The 19,184-nt window shown below is 48.8% G+C and carries 14 protein-coding genes; 6 read left to right on the forward strand and 8 right to left on the reverse strand.

Going from position 1 to position 19,184, the window contains the following annotated elements; all coding sequences use genetic code 11:
- Positions 1 to 87: 87 nt before the first annotated feature.
- On the reverse strand, positions 88 to 1,014 hold the full coding sequence (locus H8S80_RS24615; protein ID WP_002603103.1) for an AraC family transcriptional regulator: 927 nt from the start codon (positions 1,012 to 1,014) through the stop codon (positions 88 to 90).
- 188 nt (positions 1,015 to 1,202) lie between these two features.
- Between H8S80_RS24615 and H8S80_RS24620 the strand changes: the two genes are divergently transcribed.
- Positions 1,203 to 3,920 (forward strand): sensor domain-containing phosphodiesterase, encoded by a 2,718-nt coding sequence (locus H8S80_RS24620; protein WP_029466631.1) that lies wholly within the window; start codon positions 1,203 to 1,205, stop codon positions 3,918 to 3,920.
- Positions 3,921 to 4,003: 83 nt separating this feature from the next.
- Here the strand turns inward: H8S80_RS24620 and H8S80_RS24625 are convergent, their stop codons facing one another.
- The 3 genes from H8S80_RS24625 to H8S80_RS24635 all read right to left on the reverse strand — a co-directional run bounded on the left by H8S80_RS24625 (position 4,004) and on the right by H8S80_RS24635 (position 7,375).
- Positions 4,004 to 5,368 (reverse strand): MATE family efflux transporter, encoded by a 1,365-nt coding sequence (locus H8S80_RS24625; protein WP_002603101.1) that lies wholly within the window; start codon positions 5,366 to 5,368, stop codon positions 4,004 to 4,006.
- A gap of 123 nt (positions 5,369 to 5,491) precedes the next feature.
- Positions 5,492 to 6,727: a glycoside hydrolase family 3 protein gene (locus tag H8S80_RS24630; RefSeq protein ID WP_117632398.1), complete on the reverse strand. Its 1,236-nt coding sequence runs from the start codon at positions 6,725 to 6,727 to the stop codon at positions 5,492 to 5,494.
- 105 nt (positions 6,728 to 6,832) lie between these two features.
- Entirely contained in the window at positions 6,833 to 7,375 is a 543-nt protein-coding gene (locus H8S80_RS24635; RefSeq protein ID WP_117632399.1) for a beta-class carbonic anhydrase, read from the reverse strand.
- 308 nt (positions 7,376 to 7,683) lie between these two features.
- Here H8S80_RS24635 and H8S80_RS24640 point away from each other — a divergent pair, with 308 nt between their 5' ends.
- The 3 genes from H8S80_RS24640 to H8S80_RS24650 all read left to right on the forward strand — a co-directional run bounded on the left by H8S80_RS24640 (position 7,684) and on the right by H8S80_RS24650 (position 11,863).
- Positions 7,684 to 8,367: a Crp/Fnr family transcriptional regulator gene (locus tag H8S80_RS24640; protein ID WP_181987967.1), complete on the forward strand. Its 684-nt coding sequence runs from the start codon at positions 7,684 to 7,686 to the stop codon at positions 8,365 to 8,367.
- 157 nt (positions 8,368 to 8,524) lie between these two features.
- Positions 8,525 to 9,985: an SLC13 family permease gene (locus H8S80_RS24645; RefSeq protein WP_002603097.1), complete on the forward strand. Its 1,461-nt coding sequence runs from the start codon at positions 8,525 to 8,527 to the stop codon at positions 9,983 to 9,985.
- Positions 9,986 to 10,000: 15 nt separating this feature from the next.
- On the forward strand, positions 10,001 to 11,863 hold the full coding sequence (locus H8S80_RS24650) for an aryl-sulfate sulfotransferase (RefSeq protein ID WP_117632402.1): 1,863 nt from the start codon (positions 10,001 to 10,003) through the stop codon (positions 11,861 to 11,863).
- Positions 11,864 to 11,936: 73 nt separating this feature from the next.
- Here the strand turns inward: H8S80_RS24650 and H8S80_RS24655 are convergent, their stop codons facing one another.
- A complete protein-coding gene (locus H8S80_RS24655; RefSeq protein ID WP_117632403.1) occupies positions 11,937 to 13,040 on the reverse strand; it encodes a uroporphyrinogen decarboxylase/cobalamine-independent methonine synthase family protein in 1,104 nt (367 codons plus the stop codon).
- A gap of 354 nt (positions 13,041 to 13,394) precedes the next feature.
- On the opposite strand from H8S80_RS24655, the gene H8S80_RS24660 reads away from it, so the two are divergent.
- The gene (locus H8S80_RS24660; RefSeq protein ID WP_117632415.1) at positions 13,395 to 14,687 is read left to right on the forward strand and encodes an EAL domain-containing protein; all 1,293 of its coding nucleotides are present in this window, start codon (positions 13,395 to 13,397) and stop codon (positions 14,685 to 14,687) included.
- Between the two features lie 101 nt (positions 14,688 to 14,788).
- Here the strand turns inward: H8S80_RS24660 and H8S80_RS24665 are convergent, their stop codons facing one another.
- From H8S80_RS24665 to H8S80_RS24675, 3 genes are all read right to left on the reverse strand, one after another.
- On the reverse strand, positions 14,789 to 15,664 hold the full coding sequence (locus H8S80_RS24665; RefSeq protein WP_117632416.1) for an alpha/beta fold hydrolase: 876 nt from the start codon (positions 15,662 to 15,664) through the stop codon (positions 14,789 to 14,791).
- Between the two features lie 65 nt (positions 15,665 to 15,729).
- Positions 15,730 to 16,614 (reverse strand): alpha/beta fold hydrolase, encoded by an 885-nt coding sequence (locus H8S80_RS24670; RefSeq protein ID WP_002603093.1) that lies wholly within the window; start codon positions 16,612 to 16,614, stop codon positions 15,730 to 15,732.
- A 42-nt stretch (positions 16,615 to 16,656) separates the two neighbouring features.
- Entirely contained in the window at positions 16,657 to 18,057 is a 1,401-nt protein-coding gene (locus tag H8S80_RS24675) for an MFS transporter (protein WP_117632417.1), read from the reverse strand.
- Between the two features lie 218 nt (positions 18,058 to 18,275).
- On the opposite strand from H8S80_RS24675, the gene H8S80_RS34895 reads away from it, so the two are divergent.
- Positions 18,276 to 19,124: a helix-turn-helix transcriptional regulator gene (locus H8S80_RS34895; RefSeq protein ID WP_181987968.1), complete on the forward strand. Its 849-nt coding sequence runs from the start codon at positions 18,276 to 18,278 to the stop codon at positions 19,122 to 19,124.
- Positions 19,125 to 19,184: the final 60 nt, after the last annotated feature.

Below are 19,184 nucleotides of genomic sequence, written 5' to 3' on the forward strand. Positions count from 1 at the left end.
TGACATTTTTTTCAAACGCTCCTTAAGAGAGGGCCGGCAGACGCTGGAACTGCTCCAGCAATCTGCCGGCCACGGCCTGGGCGGATACTAATTGTTGTCTTTCTGTGGTTCCACCACCCTGATATGGGGCGGATATTCGGCAGAGGCGGTTTCCTTCACGGTCTCCCGCCTGGGGTTCTTTTTCCGGTACTGGGAAGGCGTCATGCCGTACGTGTCCCGAAAAACATTGATAAAGGACCGGGTATCCGGAAATCCGCTGCGCATGGCAATCTCCAGGATGGAGTAATCCGTCTCGAGCAGATCCCGGAACGCCTTGCTGACGCGGACCTGATTCAAATGCGTCTTGAATGTGTTGCCCGTATACTTCTTTAATATTCTAGCCAGATACTCCATGGACACGTTAAAATGGTCCGCCACCCCCTGCAGCGTCAGCGGTTCCTGGTAGTTCTCTTCCACATAGTCCAGCACCACGCGCAGACGGTCAATATACTTCTGGCTCTTAACAGCCGAGCTGTTCTTCGGACCTTTAAAATACGTGAGAAGAAGGTACATCAGCTGATGGAGCAGCGCATTCTTCTTTAAATAGCCGTACTCTTCCGCCGGGCTCAGCTCCAGGCGGATCAGGTCATCGAAGATCCCCTTCAGTTCATGCAGCCGTTCCTCCGCTCCCTCCAGTTCGAAGGTAATCTGATCGATCTCCGGGCATATCTTTTTCAGAAATTCGTAGGAAATAAACAACGAAATCCCGTGAATCTCATCCCCCGGATCTTCCGGCACTTCTCTTGGCTCCAGGGCATGAATATCCCCGCTGTTGATCAGCGTGATGCTTCCGGCAGAGACGGCTTTCTTCTTCCCGTTCATATAAAAATCGGCTTCGCAGTCCAGCAGATAGTCCATCTCAATGCTCCGGTGCCAGTGCTCCAGAATCATGTAATTAATCTGTCCGCGGTGCAGGCGAAGCTGCATCGGCATCTGCTCACTCTGCACGAATGTCTCATGATAAAATAAGTCCACGGTATACTCCCTTCTCCCCGGGCGGCCTTCTGTTTCTGTTCCTATTTTAGCACAGAGCTCCAGCGTCTACAACAGAAAAGATGGGGCTAAAATCGCTTCGTCCTCTCTTTATTCCTTGCCACAGCCTGCTAAATATGGTACTCTTAAAGATAGTACAATTTATCATGACAGCGTACCCGGAGGCACCCATGCAAAAGAAAATATTTCCTGTTATTTTAACTGTAGCGCTCGTTCTTTCCAGCATTTTTTCGGTTTTGTGCCTTCATAATCTTCAAGGCAATGCCAAGGTCATAAACTACGCCGGCATTGTCCGCGGTGCGACCCAGCGACTCGTCAAGGAGGAGCTGAACGGTATTCCCAATGACGTACTGATTGCGAAGCTGGACGGTATTCTCGATGAACTGCAGTCAGGGCACGGCGATCACGGGCTGATCCGCATGAACAGCAGGGAGTTTCAGGACCTGATTCTCCAGATGGAGGCGGACTGGAGCATTTTAAAGGAAGAAATCTATCTTGTCCGGGCCGGAGGCGATGTCGAGCTTCTGTTCGAGGACAGTGAATCCTACTTTGATCTGGCTGACCGGGCGGTTCTTGCCGCCGAACAGTTTTCCGAAAAAAGAGAACTTCTGGCAGAAAAGAGCCTGCTCCTGCTAAACTGTTTCTTCGTTCTGATGATCTTCTTTTTCTACCTGTACAGTTCCGGACAGGCCCGGCGCCAGAAGGAGCTTCAGGAGATTGAGGAGGAGGACCGGAAAAGGAAGGAACATCTCTCCCACATGGTGGATAACCTTCTCGGTCCCATGAATGAGATTTCTGAACTCGTCTACGTCTCCGACCTCGAAGATCACACCTTGTTATTTGTAAATAAAGCCGGACAGGAAACATTTCACATCGATACCATGGACGGACAGAAATGCTATAAAGTCCTGCAGGGCTTCGATTCGCCGTGTGAATTCTGCACCTCTCCGATCCTGAAGGAGGGTGAGATCTACACTTGGGAATACACGAATCCACTGACCCAGCGCCACTATATTTTAAAAGACCGGCTGATTCAATGGGAGGGACGGACGGCCCGTATGGAGCTTGCCTTCGATACCACAGAATCAGAAAAAGAGAAGATCCAGCTTAAATTGACGCTGGAGACCAATCAGATGATCACGGAGTGTGTCCAGACGCTGTATCAGTCCGAAGACGTTGACACCGCCATCGCCCAGGTCCTGGAGCACCTGGGAAGTTTTCTTTCTGCCGACCGGGCCTACATCCTCTACATAAGAGACGGCAAGATGTACAATGACTACGAATGGTGTTCCGACGGGGTCGAACCGCAGCAGATGATGCTTCAGGATCTTCCGCTCAATCTGATCACCCGCTGGATGACGTATTTTGATAAAAAAGAGTGCGTTCTTATCGAGGATATGGAGCAGCTCCGGGAATCCGTGCCTGAGGAATACCAGATTCTCCATGCGCAGTCGATTACCAGCCTGGTGGCCGCCCCTCTGGAGCAGGACGGCACTCTGATCGGGTATCTGGGTGTCGATAATCCGCCGCCCGACAGGATCCGGAACATAGCGCCTCTGCTTCAGACACTGTGCTACTTCCTGATGCTGGCAAGAAGCCATTCGGAAAGCAAACAGCTGCTGACCCACTTAAGCTATTACGACAAACTGACCGATTTTTACAATAGAAATAAATACATCGTCGATACCGGAGCTCTGGCTCATTCGAAGCAGTCTGTAGGGATTGTCTATCTGGACGTCAACGGGCTCAAAGACATCAACGACCACTACGGTCACGAATTCGGAGACCGCGTCCTGATCGAGTGTGCCAAACGGATTAAAGCCACCTTCACACAGGCGGATTTCTATCGGATCGGCGGGGATGAGTTTGTCATCATCAGTCCGGGCATCACGCAGGAGGTTTTCCTGAATCAGGTGCGCGAGCTGAAAGCCAAGTTCCGGAACGACTCCGACTGCCAGGCCGCCATCGGCTCCCAATGGATGGAAAGCATCGAGAACATCGGCCGGATCATCGCGGCGGCCGACGCGAAAATGTATGAAAATAAAAAGGCATTTTACCGGATCAATCCTGTATCCCGCAGATATCGACGCTGCAACGATAAGCTGCTGCAGCATTTATCCGATTCCGAAACCTTAAAAAGGGAACTCGCGGAAAATCATTTTCTTGTTTATTTTCAGCCTAAGATTTCGTCGGAAAACCGCCTGATTGTAGGCTGTGAGGCGCTTATCCGCTATACACCGCAGCCCGGCGTCCTGATTACTCCCGGTGAATTTCTTCCTCTGCTGGAGGAATTCGATACGGTCAGCCTGATCGATTTCTACGTTTTCCGATTCGTGTGCTCCAGACTTAAGGCGTGGCAGGATCAGGGAAGACAGATTTTCCCTGTATCCGTCAACTTTTCGCTCCGCACCCTGCGGGAGGCGGCGCTTTCCGAACGGCTCCTGGCCATCTGTAACCAGTTCGGGATTCCGGCGGGCTATCTGGAGATTGAAATCACGGAAAAAGTTCATAACGAGGAAAACCTCAACATCAAACAGTTAATCACCGAGCTGCAGAACGCAGGTTTTACGGTTACTCTCGATGATTTCGGCACGGAATGTGCCAATGTCGTTCTCATGTCCGAGGTGAGCTTCGACGCGTTAAACCTGGATAAGAGCATGGTCGATCACATCACCACGAATTCCCGGAACCGGGCGATCGTGGAATCCATCTCCGAGGTCTGTCTCAAGCTGGGAATCCGCATGGTGGCGGAAGGAATCGAGAGTGAGGAACAGTTTGCAGTCCTGCGCGCCTGCGGAATCGATCTGTTCCAGGGCTACTTATTCAGCAAGCCGGTTCCTGTGGAAGAATTTGAACAGGAATATTTAGGAAAACAGGAAACGGAATGACAGCAGCCGTTCATAAAAAAGAGAAGAGGAACCAGACCGTATCGGCAGTCTGATTCCTCTTCTCTTTTTCATTCGGTTTTATTTCATCCACCCTGCTGCTCTGCCGCCAGCTTTCCGATCTTCTTCCAGTTCTTCGAAAAGAAGTAGCTGAACATGCAGCACATTCCGAACACAAAGCTGATGGGAAGGCAGGCCATAACATAGCCGCCGTCTATGTACCAGGTAATCAGCCAGGCGCACGGAATCCGCACGGCCCACAGCATCAGGAGGTTGACGACAGTCGGGAACCGGACTTCTCCCATCCCGTTTACGAAACAGATAATCCCGTTAAATACCGCATAGGCCCATGTAAACGGCAGGACAATCCGTATATACCGAACCGCGATGTCGAGCACCGCCGCGTCTCTGGTGAAGAACTCCAGAAGCGGCCGGCACCAGAACGTCACGAGCAGTCCGGCGATACAGGTGATCAGACCGGAGAACAGCGGGATCTGGATTCCGCCTTTCTTTAAATACACGTAATTCTCCGCCCCCAGATTCTGACCGGAAAATGTCGTAGCGGCTGAAGACAGGGAGGTAATCGCCACGTTGGCAATCCCCGTGACCTTGCTGCTCACGGAACAGGCGGCAATGAATATGGAGCCCTGGAGGTTGATCAGTGACTGCATCAGAATATGGCCCACGGAATAGATGGAGCTGTTTAATCCCAAAGGAAGCCCGATCGCCACAATACTCCCCAGCATCCGTTTGTTCATCCGGTGCGGCAGATAGGTGAAGCAAAACTCCGGATACTTTTTACGGATATAGACGATGCTGAACAGCCAGGAGCAGTACATGGCTATGGTGGTCGCCCACGCGGCGCCGGCCACGTCCATACCCAGCCCGGCTACAAACACCAGGTCCAGCACAATATTCACGGCACAGGAGACGATTAAAAACAGCAGAGACGCGTTGCTGTCTCCCATCCCCCGCAGGATTCCCGCGTTCATGTTATATCCCATATTCCCGAGAGTTCCGAAGAAAATAATGCTGATATAGGCGTTGGCGAGCTCCCACGTATCATCGGGCACCTGCATGAACCGCAAAACCGCCGGACCGGCAAACTGTCCGATTATCGTCAATGGGATGGAGCACAGAAACAAAAAGGAAATGGCGGTTGCACCGATCTCCTTCAGGCTTTCCATGTCACCGCTCCCGGTAAACTGCGAAACGAGAATCGATACCCCGGTGCCAAGCCCCAGGAACACGCACAGCAGGATCTCCACCGGCTGGCTGCTGGTGCCTACGGCGGCCAGCGATACGGAACCGCAGAAATTGCCGATCACCAGCGTATCGACGGTACCATAGAGCTGCTGCAGCACATTTCCCACGCAGATGGGAAGGGCAAACAGCAGCACCCGCTTCATGATGGATCCCTGTGTCATATCTACTTTCTTTGCGGCCTTCATAGGACTCTTTCTCTCCTGTTCTGTCATTCGTATGGATAACAGTATACCGCTTATTGATTAAAAGTACTACTGAGAATACGACATACATTTTTACTCTACAGAAAATTTGTCCTGTTGCCGCATTTACGGAATCATTCCTCTCTCTTTCTTCATCTTCAGGATGCGCAGGACGCTTTCCTCGATTCTGCTCTCCGTCAGATCCCCGTTTTTCACTGCGTCTTCCAGCGCGGCCGCCGCTTCCTCTGGATTTGCCGGGCATAGCAGCATGTCAACGCCTGCCTTGACCGCACTGCACGCGATCGCTCCGTCCGAATAGAAATCCGTCATAGCCTTCATCTGAAGCCCGTCCGTGATGATCACACCGTCAAAGCCAAGCTCCTGCCGCAGCAATTCCGTTACGATCTTATGGGAAAATGGAGCCGGCTGATCGTCGATATCCGATAAGATGAGATGGCCGATCATGACCATGTCGCTGTCCGCCTGGATTCCCGCCCGGAATGGAAGCAGCTCCTTTTCCCGGATCTCTTCCAGCGTCTTTGTTATGAACACGGCTCCGTAATGGGAGTCTTCCGAGGTATCGCCGTGTCCTGGAAAATGTTTCAGCGCCGTCGCCACTCCGCCCGCATGAAAGCCCTCCACCGCGGATGCGACCAGAACGGCCGCCTGCTGGAAATCGTCGCTGTAGGCCCGGTCCCCGATCACCGTGTTCTCCGGATTCGACCACACATCCGCCACCGGCGCCATGTCGGCGTTAAAGCCCAGTGCGCTCATGTCGGAGGCAATCGTAAAGGCATTTTTATACGCGGTTTCCGCCCCCTGATCCTTATAATCCAGCATCGGGCCGATCATCGTCGTATTTACCGTACTCATCAGACGATTAACTCTCCCGCCCTCTTCGTCGCATGTGAACATCAGAGGGATGGCCGAGTAGCTCTGCGTATTCTGAAGCATCGTCTTCACCTGGTCTTTGCTCCTTAAATTGGGCTTGCTGTACAGAATTCCGCCCACCGGCATTGCCTGCAGGGCCTTTTTTGTGGTGCCGCCCGCCGCAGTCACCGCTTCCACACCAGTGATACTCTCCGGAGTTACGACCAGCATCTGGCATACCTTTTCGTGCAGAGTCATTTGGGACAGAATGCTTTGGAGCGTGGGGTCGGCGCTGTCTGGGGATGGTTCTGATGAAGCGGGATTGATGCTGGCTTCTCTTGTTGGAGGGGAGGTGCTGGCCGCTGCTGACAGGGAGGCGCTGCGGTCGCGGTTACTCTCTGCATCCATCGACGTACCGCCGCCTTTCGCACTGCAGGCGGTAAGCAGCAGAATCAGGGCACCTGTCAATCCTATTAATACTCTTTTTTGCATCTTTTATATTCCTCGTCTTGTCTTATTTCGTTTGCGTCTTGTTATTTCTTCTCATTCCCTGTCCAGTATAACGTACTGCTCTGCGCAATGCAGTGCCAGTTTGAACTACGAAAGCGCGCTCAGCTCACCTGTCACCGAATCCATCATAAATCCCCGAATCACAATATCCTTCGGCATCAGCGGATGGTTTTTCAAGCTTTCTACCGACTCTTTCACGGCTTCCTCCGCTGACTCAAAACCGCCCAGCCATTGTTCCAGAGAGATTCCGCTCTTTCGGATGATATCGATATGCTCCTTCGGAATTCCCCGTGACTCCAGCTTCGCCACCATCTTTTCACCGTCCATCCCCTGGACGCCGCAGTCTGTGTGGCCGATTACCATGATCTCCTCCACGCCCAGTTCCAGGATCGCCACCAGAAGACTTCGCACCGCGCTGCCGTAAGGATGGCTGATTACACCGCCAGCGTTTTTTATAATCTTGGCGTCTCCATTGCGAATTCCCAGCGCGGCCGGAAGCAGCTCCGTCAGCCTCGTATCCATACAGGTCAGTATTGCCAGCTTCTTGTCCGGATATTTGCTGGTTTCGTATGGCTCATAGCCTCTTTCAGCCACGAATTTCCGGTTGTGCACTATTATGTCTTCTATCATCACGCTATTTCCTCCTGTCTATTTCTACACATTATAATCAATTCAGAGGAATGTTGCAAGTGTTCTGATGATGATCCTGTATTCTGATAACACTCTTGGTACCACCGTTCCACCGTTTCCCCGCTCCCCCCGATTCTCCAAATAACGCCACACCATTCACGCTCCCTGCGCACCCCTATCCATACGGCGATAGACAGAACCAATCCCCTCATGATATAATGACACCATTAAATCCGCAGATCATACTGTGTGATAAAGCGTCCTCAAAAAGGATTACAGAACATGGACCTGGGAGGTTATACAAGCAGATGGAAAACCAACAGCTTTTAGCGGAGTTTGAACAGCTGAAGACCCTGGAAGGAAGCGCGCTTCACACCTTTAAGCGTGGTGAGATCATCATTCGGCAGGGTGAACCGGTAAACTATATCTATTATCTGACCGATGGAACGTGCTATCGCTCCGCGATCACGGAACAGGGCGAGGAGTATTTCTACTGGATACGGAGCTCCGGAAACGTCATCGACTCCCTGCTGGGTGTATTCTCCCTGTACGGCTGCGGATATTCCGGAAGCAGCATTACGGCCAAAAGCGACTGCACCTGCTATCGGATTCCCGGTGACATTTTTCTGAAATTTGCGGATACAAGCCCGGTTCTGCTGCGCAGTCTTCTGGAACGATGCCTGCGCCAGTACGGCGACTTGGACAAAATGTTCCACTCCTACAAGGAACATAAGGCAGGCGAACAGGTCGCTCACGTCCTCCTGGAGGGCTGTGGATACGGAGAGAAAGGCAGCACTCTCCCCGCGACGTACAGCTACGATTTTATCAGCCAGAAAACCGCGCTTCACCGGGTCACCGTGGCCCGGGTTCTCCGCTATTTCAAAGAACACGAAATTATCCGCAGGGATGGCCGAAAGATCGTCATCCTGAATCAGGAAGAACTCGAACGCATTGCGGACGGGAAACAGGTTAAATACTATTTGCCAAGATAACAGGCTGGGGACTCCCGGCCTGTTTTATTTTGATTGATATTGTTTTAACCATTTAGTATCACATGCTACTAATCAATCCCCATACGATTTGATATGATGAGATCACGATATATCGGATGTTAAAAAAATAACGATAACAGCTAAGGGGGATATTGCAATGGGTAAAGATGAGAAAGGGAAAAACAAAAGCTGGCTGAAGCACTTTGCCGGAACGCTGGCTGGTCCAGCCGTATTTTTCCTGATCTGCTGGCTTCCGTTCTTTCGGGAAATGAATCAGGAAGCCGTCTATGTACTGGCCGTATTCGGCTGGTTTGTGGCCTGGGTGATCGCGGCTCCATTTTCATGGGGAATCAGCGCTCTGGTGCCGTTAGTAGTCCTGCCGCTCACCGGGATGGATTTCATGGCGGTGGCCGGAATCTATGGACAGGGAACCATGTTTCTCTGTATCGCCGTTCTGCTGATCGGTGAGGCGATCAGCAAACACGGGCTGGGCAAAAGGATCGCTGTCACGATTCTCTCGATGAAGTGGATTGATGGCCGGTTCAGCCGTTTTCTGTTTGTATTTATGATGATGCTCTTCTGCCTGCTGCCGATTCTGATGTCCGGCGCTACCTTTATGATGTTCTCCTTAACCACATCGACTGTGGCCTATTTACTGGAGGAGTGCAAAAAGAATCAGCTGAATGTCAGTGAAAACCGCCTGCGGGCTGCGATGGGCTGCGGCCTGCTCTATGCGTTCTTTGCCGCATTTATGACCACGATACCGGTCTATACGCACAATACCGTCAACGTGGGCCTGTTAAAACAGATCAACGGAATCGACGTTTCCTTCTTCCAGTGGATGATCCCCGGCGTCATCATAGGGCTGGTTACACTTCTGGCCTTATATATGGTAATCCGGCTGATGAATCCGATCGGCGAGGATAAGCTGTTCAGCGATCCGGAGTATTTTAAGAAGCAGAAGGCGGAACTGGGGAAAATGTCACTGGGCGAAATCATGAGCCTGATTCTCTTCCTGGTCCTGCTGGTTTTATGGGTGCTTCCCAGCATCGTAAAGCTTCCTGAGGGAATCGCCTCCTGGCTTAACATGTACTGGGTTGCCATCGCCGGAGTCATCGCGGCATTTATTCTTCCCGCCGACCGTGAGAAAAAGGAAGCACTTCTGACTGCCAGCGATTTTAAGAAGCTGGACTGGAACATGTTCCTTCTAGTGGCCTGCGGTATCGGTCTGACGGGCCTCTTGAAGACAACCGGTTTTACGGAATTCGTATCCGCGAAGCTGGCCGGTGTCAGCGGCTCCGGTCTCGTCGCTCTGGCCGCATTTGGCACCACCGGAATTACCAGTTTCATGTCAGGCCTGGCCACAGACATGATTCTCATGAATATCATTCTTCCCGTGATCGGAGCCACCGGAATCCATCCGCTTGTGATCGCCAAGATCTGCGCCGGCCTCGGAATGACACTTATCTTCCCGTGGGGAGGCTTCATGCCTGCCATGTGTTTCAGTTTAAGCGGCATGCAGGTAAAAGATGTAATCCGCATGGGTATTGCAGCTACAATTGTGGCCATGTTTATCGTCACTTTCGGCAACCTGATTCTGGTGCCGCTGTTCGTATAGAAGGAGGGAGTTACCATGTCAGCAGTAAATAAAAAAATAGAACACATCATAGAGTCTCAGTTTAAGGCGGAGGAAACATTTCTGGCTGAATACAGGAGGGGAACGTATACCTTCGAGCAGCCGTTTGCAGTGGAAAATCCATACCTGATCTCCCCTCTCACCGCTCTGATCCTGTTTGAGACAGAGAAAGAAGAGGCCATCACCGTAACGGTAAAAGGGACGGAAGCATACGGCGATTTCCATTTCACCACGAAAAAGGAACGCAGCCACACGATACCCGTTTACGGCTTATATGCAGACGCCGATAATACCGTGATCCTATCCGATGAATCGGGCGCGGAATCCAGCGTAATCATCCGCACAAAACCGCTTCCCGAGCTGGTAAAGCGGCCTGCCTATGTAAAGGAAAACGGGCCTCATATGGCAGAGCAGCTGATGTTTTTAAGCCCCACCTCCGACGCCCTGATCGCAGGCTACGATTACAGGGGCGACTGCCGCTGGTACTGCAGTCTGAATATCGTATTTGCCATTCACAGACTTGCAAACGGCAATATTCTGATCGGGACGGAGCGTCTGGTCGCTCCGCCATACAATACAAGCGGCCTTTATGAGATGAGTCTGATCGGAAAAATCTACACGGAATACCGGATTCCCGGCTCCTATCATCATGACCACGCAGAGCTTCCCAATGGTGATATCATCGCCCTGACCCAGGATCTGGGAAGCGGCAGTGTGGAGGACGTGGTGGTTCTGCTCGACCGCCGGACCGGGAATGTCAAAAAGACATGGGACTTAAAAGATGTCCTGCCCATGGGGGCGGGAGCCGTCAGCAGGAATCAGAACGGATACGACTGGTTCCACAACAATGCGGTGTGGTACGATGAGAAGACAAACAGTCTGAGCCTGTCCGGCAGAAATGAGGATGCCGTCGTCAATCTCGACTTTGAGACAGGAAAGATCAACTGGATTCTGGGCGACCCGGAATGCTGGCCAAAGGAGATGACGGACCGGTACTTTTTCCGTACAGACGATGAGACTCTGGAATGGTGCTACGGGCAGCACGCCTGTCAGATTCTTCCGGATGGCGACATCATGCTCTTTGATAACGGCTGCTGGAGAAAGAAGAGCGATCCGGAGTGGTATCCGGAGGGGGAACGCTACTCCAGAGGCGTCCGGTATGAGATCGACACCGCTCAAATGACCATACGTCAGAAATGGCAGTATGGAAAAGAGCGCGGAGAGGAAGTATTCTCTCCGAATATTTCCAATATTGACTACTACGGAGAAGGCCGTTACCTGGTTCATTTTGGAAGTAACGGCCATGTAAATGGAAAGGTCTGTACCCGTACGCCGATGGCCCATTTAGCCGAGGGGGAGGTGACCTTTAATTCTGTCTCCGTAGAGCTTGTGGATGACGAGGTCATGTATGAACTCCGTCTTCCCGCCAGCTATTTCCGTGCGAAGAAGCTGCCTCTCTACTGTGAGGAAGAAACCCTGGTGTTCGGTTCCGGAAAACAAATGGGCCGCCTGGGTGTGACAGAGGAATTCGAGACGGAGGTACCGGCAGAATGCGGCGGCGAAATTCCTGATTCCCTCTGTCTCGAAATCAGAGAAGAAAACGACCGCTTTATCCTTCACGGTAAATTTGAAAATGGTCAGATCGTCATGGTCCTCCTGGAAAATGGCGGGGAGCACCACCGCTACTTCGTGCCCACCACGAAGCACGCATTCTCTTCCATCTGTGTCGGCACCTTCATCGAACACGATGAACGGATCGTCAGCCACCCGATCAATAAAGAGGGGCTGAAAGGGCGCTATGAGGTAAAGGTGCTGGTGGATGATAAGATTTACGAGACCGGAATTTCCGTGGAGTGCTGAATAAACGAATAAAATAACCGTTCTTTCATAAAAAGCTCCCGCTGCATTCCAATAGCGGGAGCTTTTAAACGTTTTATAAAAAATCTTCACAGGAAACCAACAGATCAATCTTCTTCCACTGAGTCTCCTCATCAATACAATTGCCTTCTTCGACAGATGCGAATCCGCACTGCGGCGACAGGGCGATATTCTCGCCTACCACAGATTTCGCTTCCAGATAACGTTCTTTAATATCCTCATGGTTTTCCAGAACAGGATTTTTTGTGGATATTAAGCCCGCGACAAAGGTCGCCCCCGTCCCCCGCAACGCTGCCCATGGCTCGAAGGATCCGGAGCGTTCGTCGTCATATTCGACAAAAAATCCATCATATGGGATCTGGCTGATGACCGGAGCAACGGAATCATAAAATCCTGCAAATAGAGGATTGCCTTTGAAATTACCTTTACAAAAATGGGTAGCAATCACCATATCGGCCGGTCTGCCCTCCAGGGCCTTTGTGGACATACGCTGAAACCATTCCAGCACTTCCGATTTCTCATATCCGAGAGAGGAAACTTTCTTTAAGAAGTCCTCATCGATCATATAGGTCCAGGACGTATCGTCAATCTGAAGATATCTGCATCCATGCGCATATAAGTCTTTAATAGCACACTGGTAAGCAGCTGCAATATCTTCGATCAATGCATCTACATCGCTGCCGTAATGCGGCACTTCTTTGATTCCCATCTGAAGATAATTATCGACCAGAATCATATTCGGACCGGAGATACATTTTTTCGCTGTAATTCCCGGGTATTTAGCGGCCTCCCGGCATAAAAAATCATAGGCTTCGATCTCCGGATGCTCCCGCTCCGGGTTGTAGGATATTTTACCGGAGATATATCCCAGCTCAATGTGATTCACTACACCGTTACGCTCCTTATCCATATGTCTGGTCGTAAACCCATCGAATTCCTTAAGCCAGTCCAAATGCCACCATCTGCGCCGGAATTCGCCGTCGGTCACAAACTTCAGTCCATGAGATACTTCTTTTGCAACTAATTCTGAGATAGCCGCATCTTCTATTTTCCTTAAATCCGCCAGCGTAATCTCACCGTTTGCATACTGTTTTCTTGCCGCTTTAATCTGTGATGGCCGTAAGAAAGAGCCCACGATATCATACTTGATATTTAACATTTTTTTCCTCCGTACTTTATATTTTCTTGCAGTATTATAGTATTCTAACATTACTTTATCTGTTTTTCAATAAAAACAACTATCCTCCTCTTTCCATAAAGTTTTCTTAAAATTCAGTTTATAATTGATTTCGTGAAATGTTTTTGCTAAATTTCAGCGTACAACGTTGCCCGACAGTTACAATTATGATATAGTTGTAATCAGATAAGTTGAACATGTAACTTTTCAGTATATTTTTAAGATATCCGACAAATATAACAAGGAATCCGCAATTGCGGCTTTTAAAGATATTTTTTCAACAAAACAGAACCGATACTCAATAGATAAAAGGAATGGAAAACAGAGGATAACGCGATGGCTGGTTTAAAAAATGAGCAGTGGATAAGAGCACGTTATGAAGAAGTCTGCAGGAATAATCCGGAGGAATACGCCCTGATCAGCATGAAGATCAAACGCTTTCGAATATTCAACCGGATGTTTGGATGGGAAGCCGGGGATGAGTTGATTACCATGATCTACGACTGTGTTGAATCCTGGCTGAAGCCGGAGGAATACATTGCGCATATCCGTTCCGGCTACTATCTCCTCCTGGTTCATATGCCGGAGGACTATGACGATATATTCCATTATATCATTGAAATTAACAGCAGGATCCGCGACTGGCCCTATGACGAAAAATATGGAAAAATATACATGGGCTTCGGTATTTTCCGGCTGGAGCACAATCCTCCGGACTTTCTTACCGCACAGTACAATGCCGATATCTGCCGCACAGAAAGCGCCGAATCCGGTCTGCGCAATTCTCATTTTGAAGTATACGGACTTACATACCGGGATGCAAATCTGAGAAACTACAATATGGAGCAGGACTTCCGGCCGGCGATCGAACGGGAGGACTTTAAGCTTTATCTCCAGCCTAAAGTGGATCTGCGCACAGGGGAAATCACGGAGGCCGAGGCTCTGGTACGCTGGATCGATCCTGAAAAAGGCATGATCCCGGTCAGCGAATTTCTGCCGGAGCTGGAAAAGAACGGATTGATCGGCGATCTGGACTTATACATGTTTCAGCATGTATGCAGCACCATTAACCGCTGGCTTTTAATTTATGGAAGGAAGATCAGGATCAGCGTCAACCTCTCCAGCAACATGTTCAACTACCGCTATTTTCTTGATGAGTACAAACGTGTTTATGAAAAAGTTCCCTGCCCTAAGGACTGTATCGAATTCGAGCTTCTGGAAAGCATCGTCTTAAACCAGCTGGATCTGGTGCAGGATGTCGTGGAACAGCTGCGGGATTACGGTTTTTCCTGTTCCCTGGACGATTTCGGAAGCGGCTACTCCTCGTTCAGCGTGCTGACAAGCACGGAACTGAAGACCCTGAAGATTGACCGCTCACTGTTCCGGAATTACTCCGATCCCAGAGAACGTGTTCTGGTCCGCCACATCGTCGAGACAGCCAAGGAACTGGACTTAAAGATCGTCGCCGAGGGAATCGAAACAAGAGAATACGTCGACTTCTTAAAGGGGCTCGGATGCGATTATATACAGGGATTTATCTTCTATAAGCCCATGCCTGTGGGGGAATTTGAACAGCGGTTTTTGCGGGATCATGAGCGGGCGCAGGTTGCGCCGCAGAGAATGGAATAACCAAAAGTGGTCATTAAACTTTTCACTCGGGTTTAACGGCCACTTTTGGTTTATGTATTTCGACAGCTGTGAATATCATATTTCTTTTCGTACTTACTTCATTAATTAATAAATGCCAGAACTATGCGATTGAATTTCTCAGGAGAGTTCTGCATCAGACTGTGTGTACCGTAATCCTCTTCCATAAATGGAATCCAGGTGCAATTCTTTATCTCTCTGCTCATCCATTCACAACACTCATGTGTCGTAGCAAAACCGATTTCTCCGCTGATCAGAAGGACCGGAACCGTAATCCGTGAAAATACGTCACGCCAATCCTGATTAATATGATCACGCAGCAGTTCGCCCAGGAATTCATGATGGAATGGAGGATTTACAACCTTCTCTGCTATTGCTTCCATCTCCGCATTATTTTTATTTTTTCCCGGACGCTGAAAGGATTCCGCAAATACTCCGCTGTAATCCACGCCCTCATAAACCGCATTCCGAAGTTTCCAAAGGTCCATTTTATTTCCGCCATATAACCGGATTTCATCCTCGCTATCAGCAGGATTTCCCAATAAAAATGGGGCTTCATCCACAAACACCAGTTTATCTACCAACTCCTGGCCAAATAAGTCAATATAGCTCCAAACAACTGTGCAGCCCATGGAATACGCAATTATGCAAACCTTTTCAGTAAAAAGGGCGTCTATAAATTCCTGTAAGTCTTTCGACAGTCTAGCAATTCTCGCACCATGAGAGGGCGCTTCTGAATACCCATGTCCCCGCAGGTCCAGTACGTATACTCGAAAATCTCTTGCGAGAACCGGGGCGTTAAACATAAAATTCCGCGAGTCTCCGCTCCAGCCGTGAATGAAGATTAAGGGCTTTCCCTTCCCTTTCACCATATAATGCAGCGTCACTTGATCGCTCGTTACAAACTCCTTATCCTCAAATCCGTCATATGCCGGATTCCGTGTCACAGTCATGTCCATTCCATCACCTCATTTATCGTTTCACAGCAAACTTGCTTTCATATGCGCACATTCGGCCGGATGGTCTAATTTAGGAATTCCAGTACTTCGCTATTAAATAGCTCCGGTGAGTTATGCATTAACCCATGCGTTCCGTAATCTTTTTCTGTAAATGCAGTCCATTTGCAATTCTTCATCTGTTTCTGCATCCATTCGCAGGATTCGTGAGTCGTCGCATGTCCAATCTCCCCGCTAACCAGCAATACTGGTACCGTAATCCGTGGAAATACATCTCTCCAGTCCTGTGAAATGTGATCGCGAAGCAGGTTTGCCAAAAACTGTTTATGAAACGGCGGTTTTACTACCTGAGAGATGGTATTGGCCGCCTCTTTCCGGTTTTTATTTTCCCCCCGCCTGAACGCTTCACCAAACGCGGTTTCCCTGTCTCCATTTTCTTCATAGACCGCATTTCGTAGTTTCCAGAGATCCATCCTGTTTCCGCCATGCAGGAGCACTTCTTCTTCGCTGTCTGCCGGATTTGCCCACAAAAATGGGGGCTCATCAACGAATACCAGCCTGCGGAACTGATCCTGTCCGAATAAGTCGATATAGCTCCAGACAACGGTACAGCCCATGGAATACGCAACAAGATTAATTTCTGTTTTAAAATGGGCATCGATGAATTCCTTTAAATCTTTTGATAACCTTGCAATCCTCGCGCCATGAAAGGGCGCTTCAGAGTAGCCATGTCCCCGCATATCAAGCACATATACTTTATAATTTTCTGCCAGTACGGGGGCGTTAAACATAAAGTCCCTGGAATCCCCGCTCCAGCCTGGAATAAAAACCAAAGGGTCCCCCTTCCCTTTAACCATATAATGCAGTTTAACATGATCTTCTGTCTCAAACTGCCTGTCCTCAAATCCCTCATACGCAGGATTCTGTGAAATCAGAGTTTCCTTTTTCATCATTTTTCACCTGTTCTATACTCTTCTTTATTTATTGTCCTGCAATCAGGCATTTAATTCCACTGCAGCCTCCATGTCACGCTCATCTTTTCTCTTCTTATCCACACTCACTTTAATCTGCGCATACCTCTTATCGAGATCGTAAAAATACATGATTCCCATTCCGATTACGCTACAGGCGATCGGAATTCCTATGTATACAAATTTAATCGTATTCAGTGCACCGGCTGTCTGCACCTCAGCGTTTGCCACATAGCCTCCGAACCCAAGCAGAGCTGCAATTGCTGCACTGGCAAAAGCACTGGCCACCTTACTTGCAAATCCAACAAATGCCGTCTGCGTACCCGCCAGACTTTTTCCTGCCATATGCTCTCCATAATCAAAAGTATCTGCCAGCATGGCAAACAGACATGGACTGATGAGCCCTCCGCCTACACCATAGATCGTGAGCCCGATATAAAAGGTACTCTCACTGATCAGCAGGGCGGCAAAGCCAGCCAACTGCAGGGCCAGGCCAGACATCATGATATTTCTTTTGTAGAATCTCCGGTTTAGGACAGAAACTCCAAGCATGCCAAAAAATCCGGTTATAGTGAGTAAGGATACAACGGCGCCGATCACCTGTGCATTGCCTACAATGTAGGTAAAATAATAGGCCATCGCCGCATACATCCCCAAGTATCCAAAAAAGTATATAAATACTAAAGCAATCATCAACATATATGGTTTATTTTTTGCACAAAATCTCAAATCAGTTAAGATACCGGTCTTCTCTGCATGAACCGCCGGGGGATTGATTTCCTGAATGCTGAAAACACTGATTAATAATACAATTATCACAACCAGCGCAAAGAGCAGATTCGTCCTTAAGTATCCAGTCGCTGCATTTCCGCCGGACAGTCTTACCAGTAAAAAGGCCGCCAGCGATGCGGACGTCAAACTGCCCAGACTGCTGCAGATCGCCTTTACCGTTGTAATGTTTGTACGTTCTGCCGGATTCGGGCTAAGGGATGGCACGATGGAGGTCATTGGGATATTTACCATCGTATAACCAAATGAAAACAGAATATAGGTGGCATACGCCCATACCAGCTTCCCCGTCGCGGAGAAATCCGGCGTGGTAAACACCAGTACCATACCGACAGCAAGAACCGGAATTCCTGCAAGCATCCATGGCCGGTTTCGTCCCATTTTTGTATTTGTCCGGTCTATATATCTTCCGACCATGTAATCAGTAAATGCATCAAAAATCTTGGTAACCAGAAAAAGGGGCGCCACCGCTCCCGTTGCCAGTCCTGCTACATCCGTATAAAAGATTAATAAATAGGTATTGACCATAATATATGCAATATTACAGGCAAAATCCGAGATACCAAACCCGATTCGCTGCTTCCATAAAAATTTCTTTGAATTCGTGTCAATCACTTTCCCATTCCTGTCCTGCATTCCTATAACCTCCTCATTCTCAACACATTTTCACTTTCATAAAGACGGCCATCTCATGATTCTAATGGTACCAAATACTGTATTGTTTTACCTTTCTAATTCTATCTTCTGACTAACTAAAATTATCTTTTTTATGTATGATAACGTATTTCTATGCTATAATTATTATATTTCTATCTGTTTTTCCTGTAAAAAGTTTAATGGAGGGATTTTTTATTGTGAAAGATATTACCTATGAACGACTTGCAACCAAGAATCCAATCGGAGTGGATGGCTGTATCATAGCACTCAGCAAAGGCTACGGACATTTAACAGATACCTCACTTCACTGGCACCATGCCTTTGAACTGACACTGGTGCTGGAAAGTGATATTCGGTATACTGCGGAAGGGGCGGAACACTACGTTAGCTGCGGGGACTTTCTATTTATAAACAGCGGGGTAATTCATCAAACTCAAAATGCAAACAAGTATCAGAATATCTGCGGTCTTGTCCTGGTAATTCCTGATACGATGATAAAGGAACTGGTGCCGGAAATCGACTGTCCCTATTTCAGAATAGAAAAGGATTCCAAAGAGCGCATGGAAATCCTGGAGTCATTATACCGCATGGAACAATGCATAAAAAATCCGCAGCGGTTCCATCCATTGCTGATCCGCAGCGAACTGTTTAAAATACTATATCTCCTTTATACCTATTGTTACGATCCTGATGCCTCCAATACTGACTATAATGTGGCTTCTAAAACCGTAATTAATTATGTGGGGGAACACTATATGGAAAATTTAAGCATACCTTCCATTGCAAACCTCGTGGGACTGCAGGAGACTTATTTTTGCAGGAAATTCAAAAAAGAGACCGGGATATCATTTCATCAGTATCTCAGCCGCATACGATTGGATGCGGCGCTTGCCTTATACAACTCCGATCACTACTCGCTCCTGGACTGTGCTCTTCAGGCCGGCTTTACCTCTGAAAAGGTAATGATTGACTGGTGCCGTAAGATCTATCAGTGTACGCCTGCCCAGTATAAAATTCAAAAAAAGCTGACCGGGCTCTATCGTTGATTGGTAATATACATTTTTAACCGTATACTAAAGTCAGAAATCCATTTCTTGAAAAGAGAA

The organism is Hungatella sp. L36 (assembly GCF_014288035.1).

Excerpts from the sequence above, each read along its gene's own strand:
- H8S80_RS24620 (WP_029466631.1), top strand. The coding sequence starts at position 1,203 with ATGCAAAAGAAAATATTTCCTGTTATTTTAACTGTAGCGCTCGTTCTT.
- H8S80_RS24625 (WP_002603101.1), bottom strand. The coding sequence starts at position 5,368 with ATGAAGGCCGCAAAGAAAGTAGATATGACACAGGGATCCATCATGAAG.
- H8S80_RS24630 (WP_117632398.1), bottom strand. The coding sequence starts at position 6,727 with ATGCAAAAAAGAGTATTAATAGGATTGACAGGTGCCCTGATTCTGCTG.
- H8S80_RS24635 (WP_117632399.1), bottom strand. The coding sequence starts at position 7,375 with ATGATAGAAGACATAATAGTGCACAACCGGAAATTCGTGGCTGAAAGA.
- H8S80_RS24640 (WP_181987967.1), top strand. The coding sequence starts at position 7,684 with ATGGAAAACCAACAGCTTTTAGCGGAGTTTGAACAGCTGAAGACCCTG.
- H8S80_RS24645 (WP_002603097.1), top strand. The coding sequence starts at position 8,525 with ATGGGTAAAGATGAGAAAGGGAAAAACAAAAGCTGGCTGAAGCACTTT.
- H8S80_RS24650 (WP_117632402.1), top strand. The coding sequence starts at position 10,001 with ATGTCAGCAGTAAATAAAAAAATAGAACACATCATAGAGTCTCAGTTT.
- H8S80_RS24655 (WP_117632403.1), bottom strand. The coding sequence starts at position 13,040 with ATGTTAAATATCAAGTATGATATCGTGGGCTCTTTCTTACGGCCATCA.
- H8S80_RS24660 (WP_117632415.1), top strand. The coding sequence starts at position 13,395 with ATGGCTGGTTTAAAAAATGAGCAGTGGATAAGAGCACGTTATGAAGAA.
- H8S80_RS24665 (WP_117632416.1), bottom strand. The coding sequence starts at position 15,664 with ATGGACATGACTGTGACACGGAATCCGGCATATGACGGATTTGAGGAT.
- H8S80_RS24670 (WP_002603093.1), bottom strand. The coding sequence starts at position 16,614 with ATGATGAAAAAGGAAACTCTGATTTCACAGAATCCTGCGTATGAGGGA.
- H8S80_RS24675 (WP_117632417.1), bottom strand. The coding sequence starts at position 18,057 with ATGCAGGACAGGAATGGGAAAGTGATTGACACGAATTCAAAGAAATTT.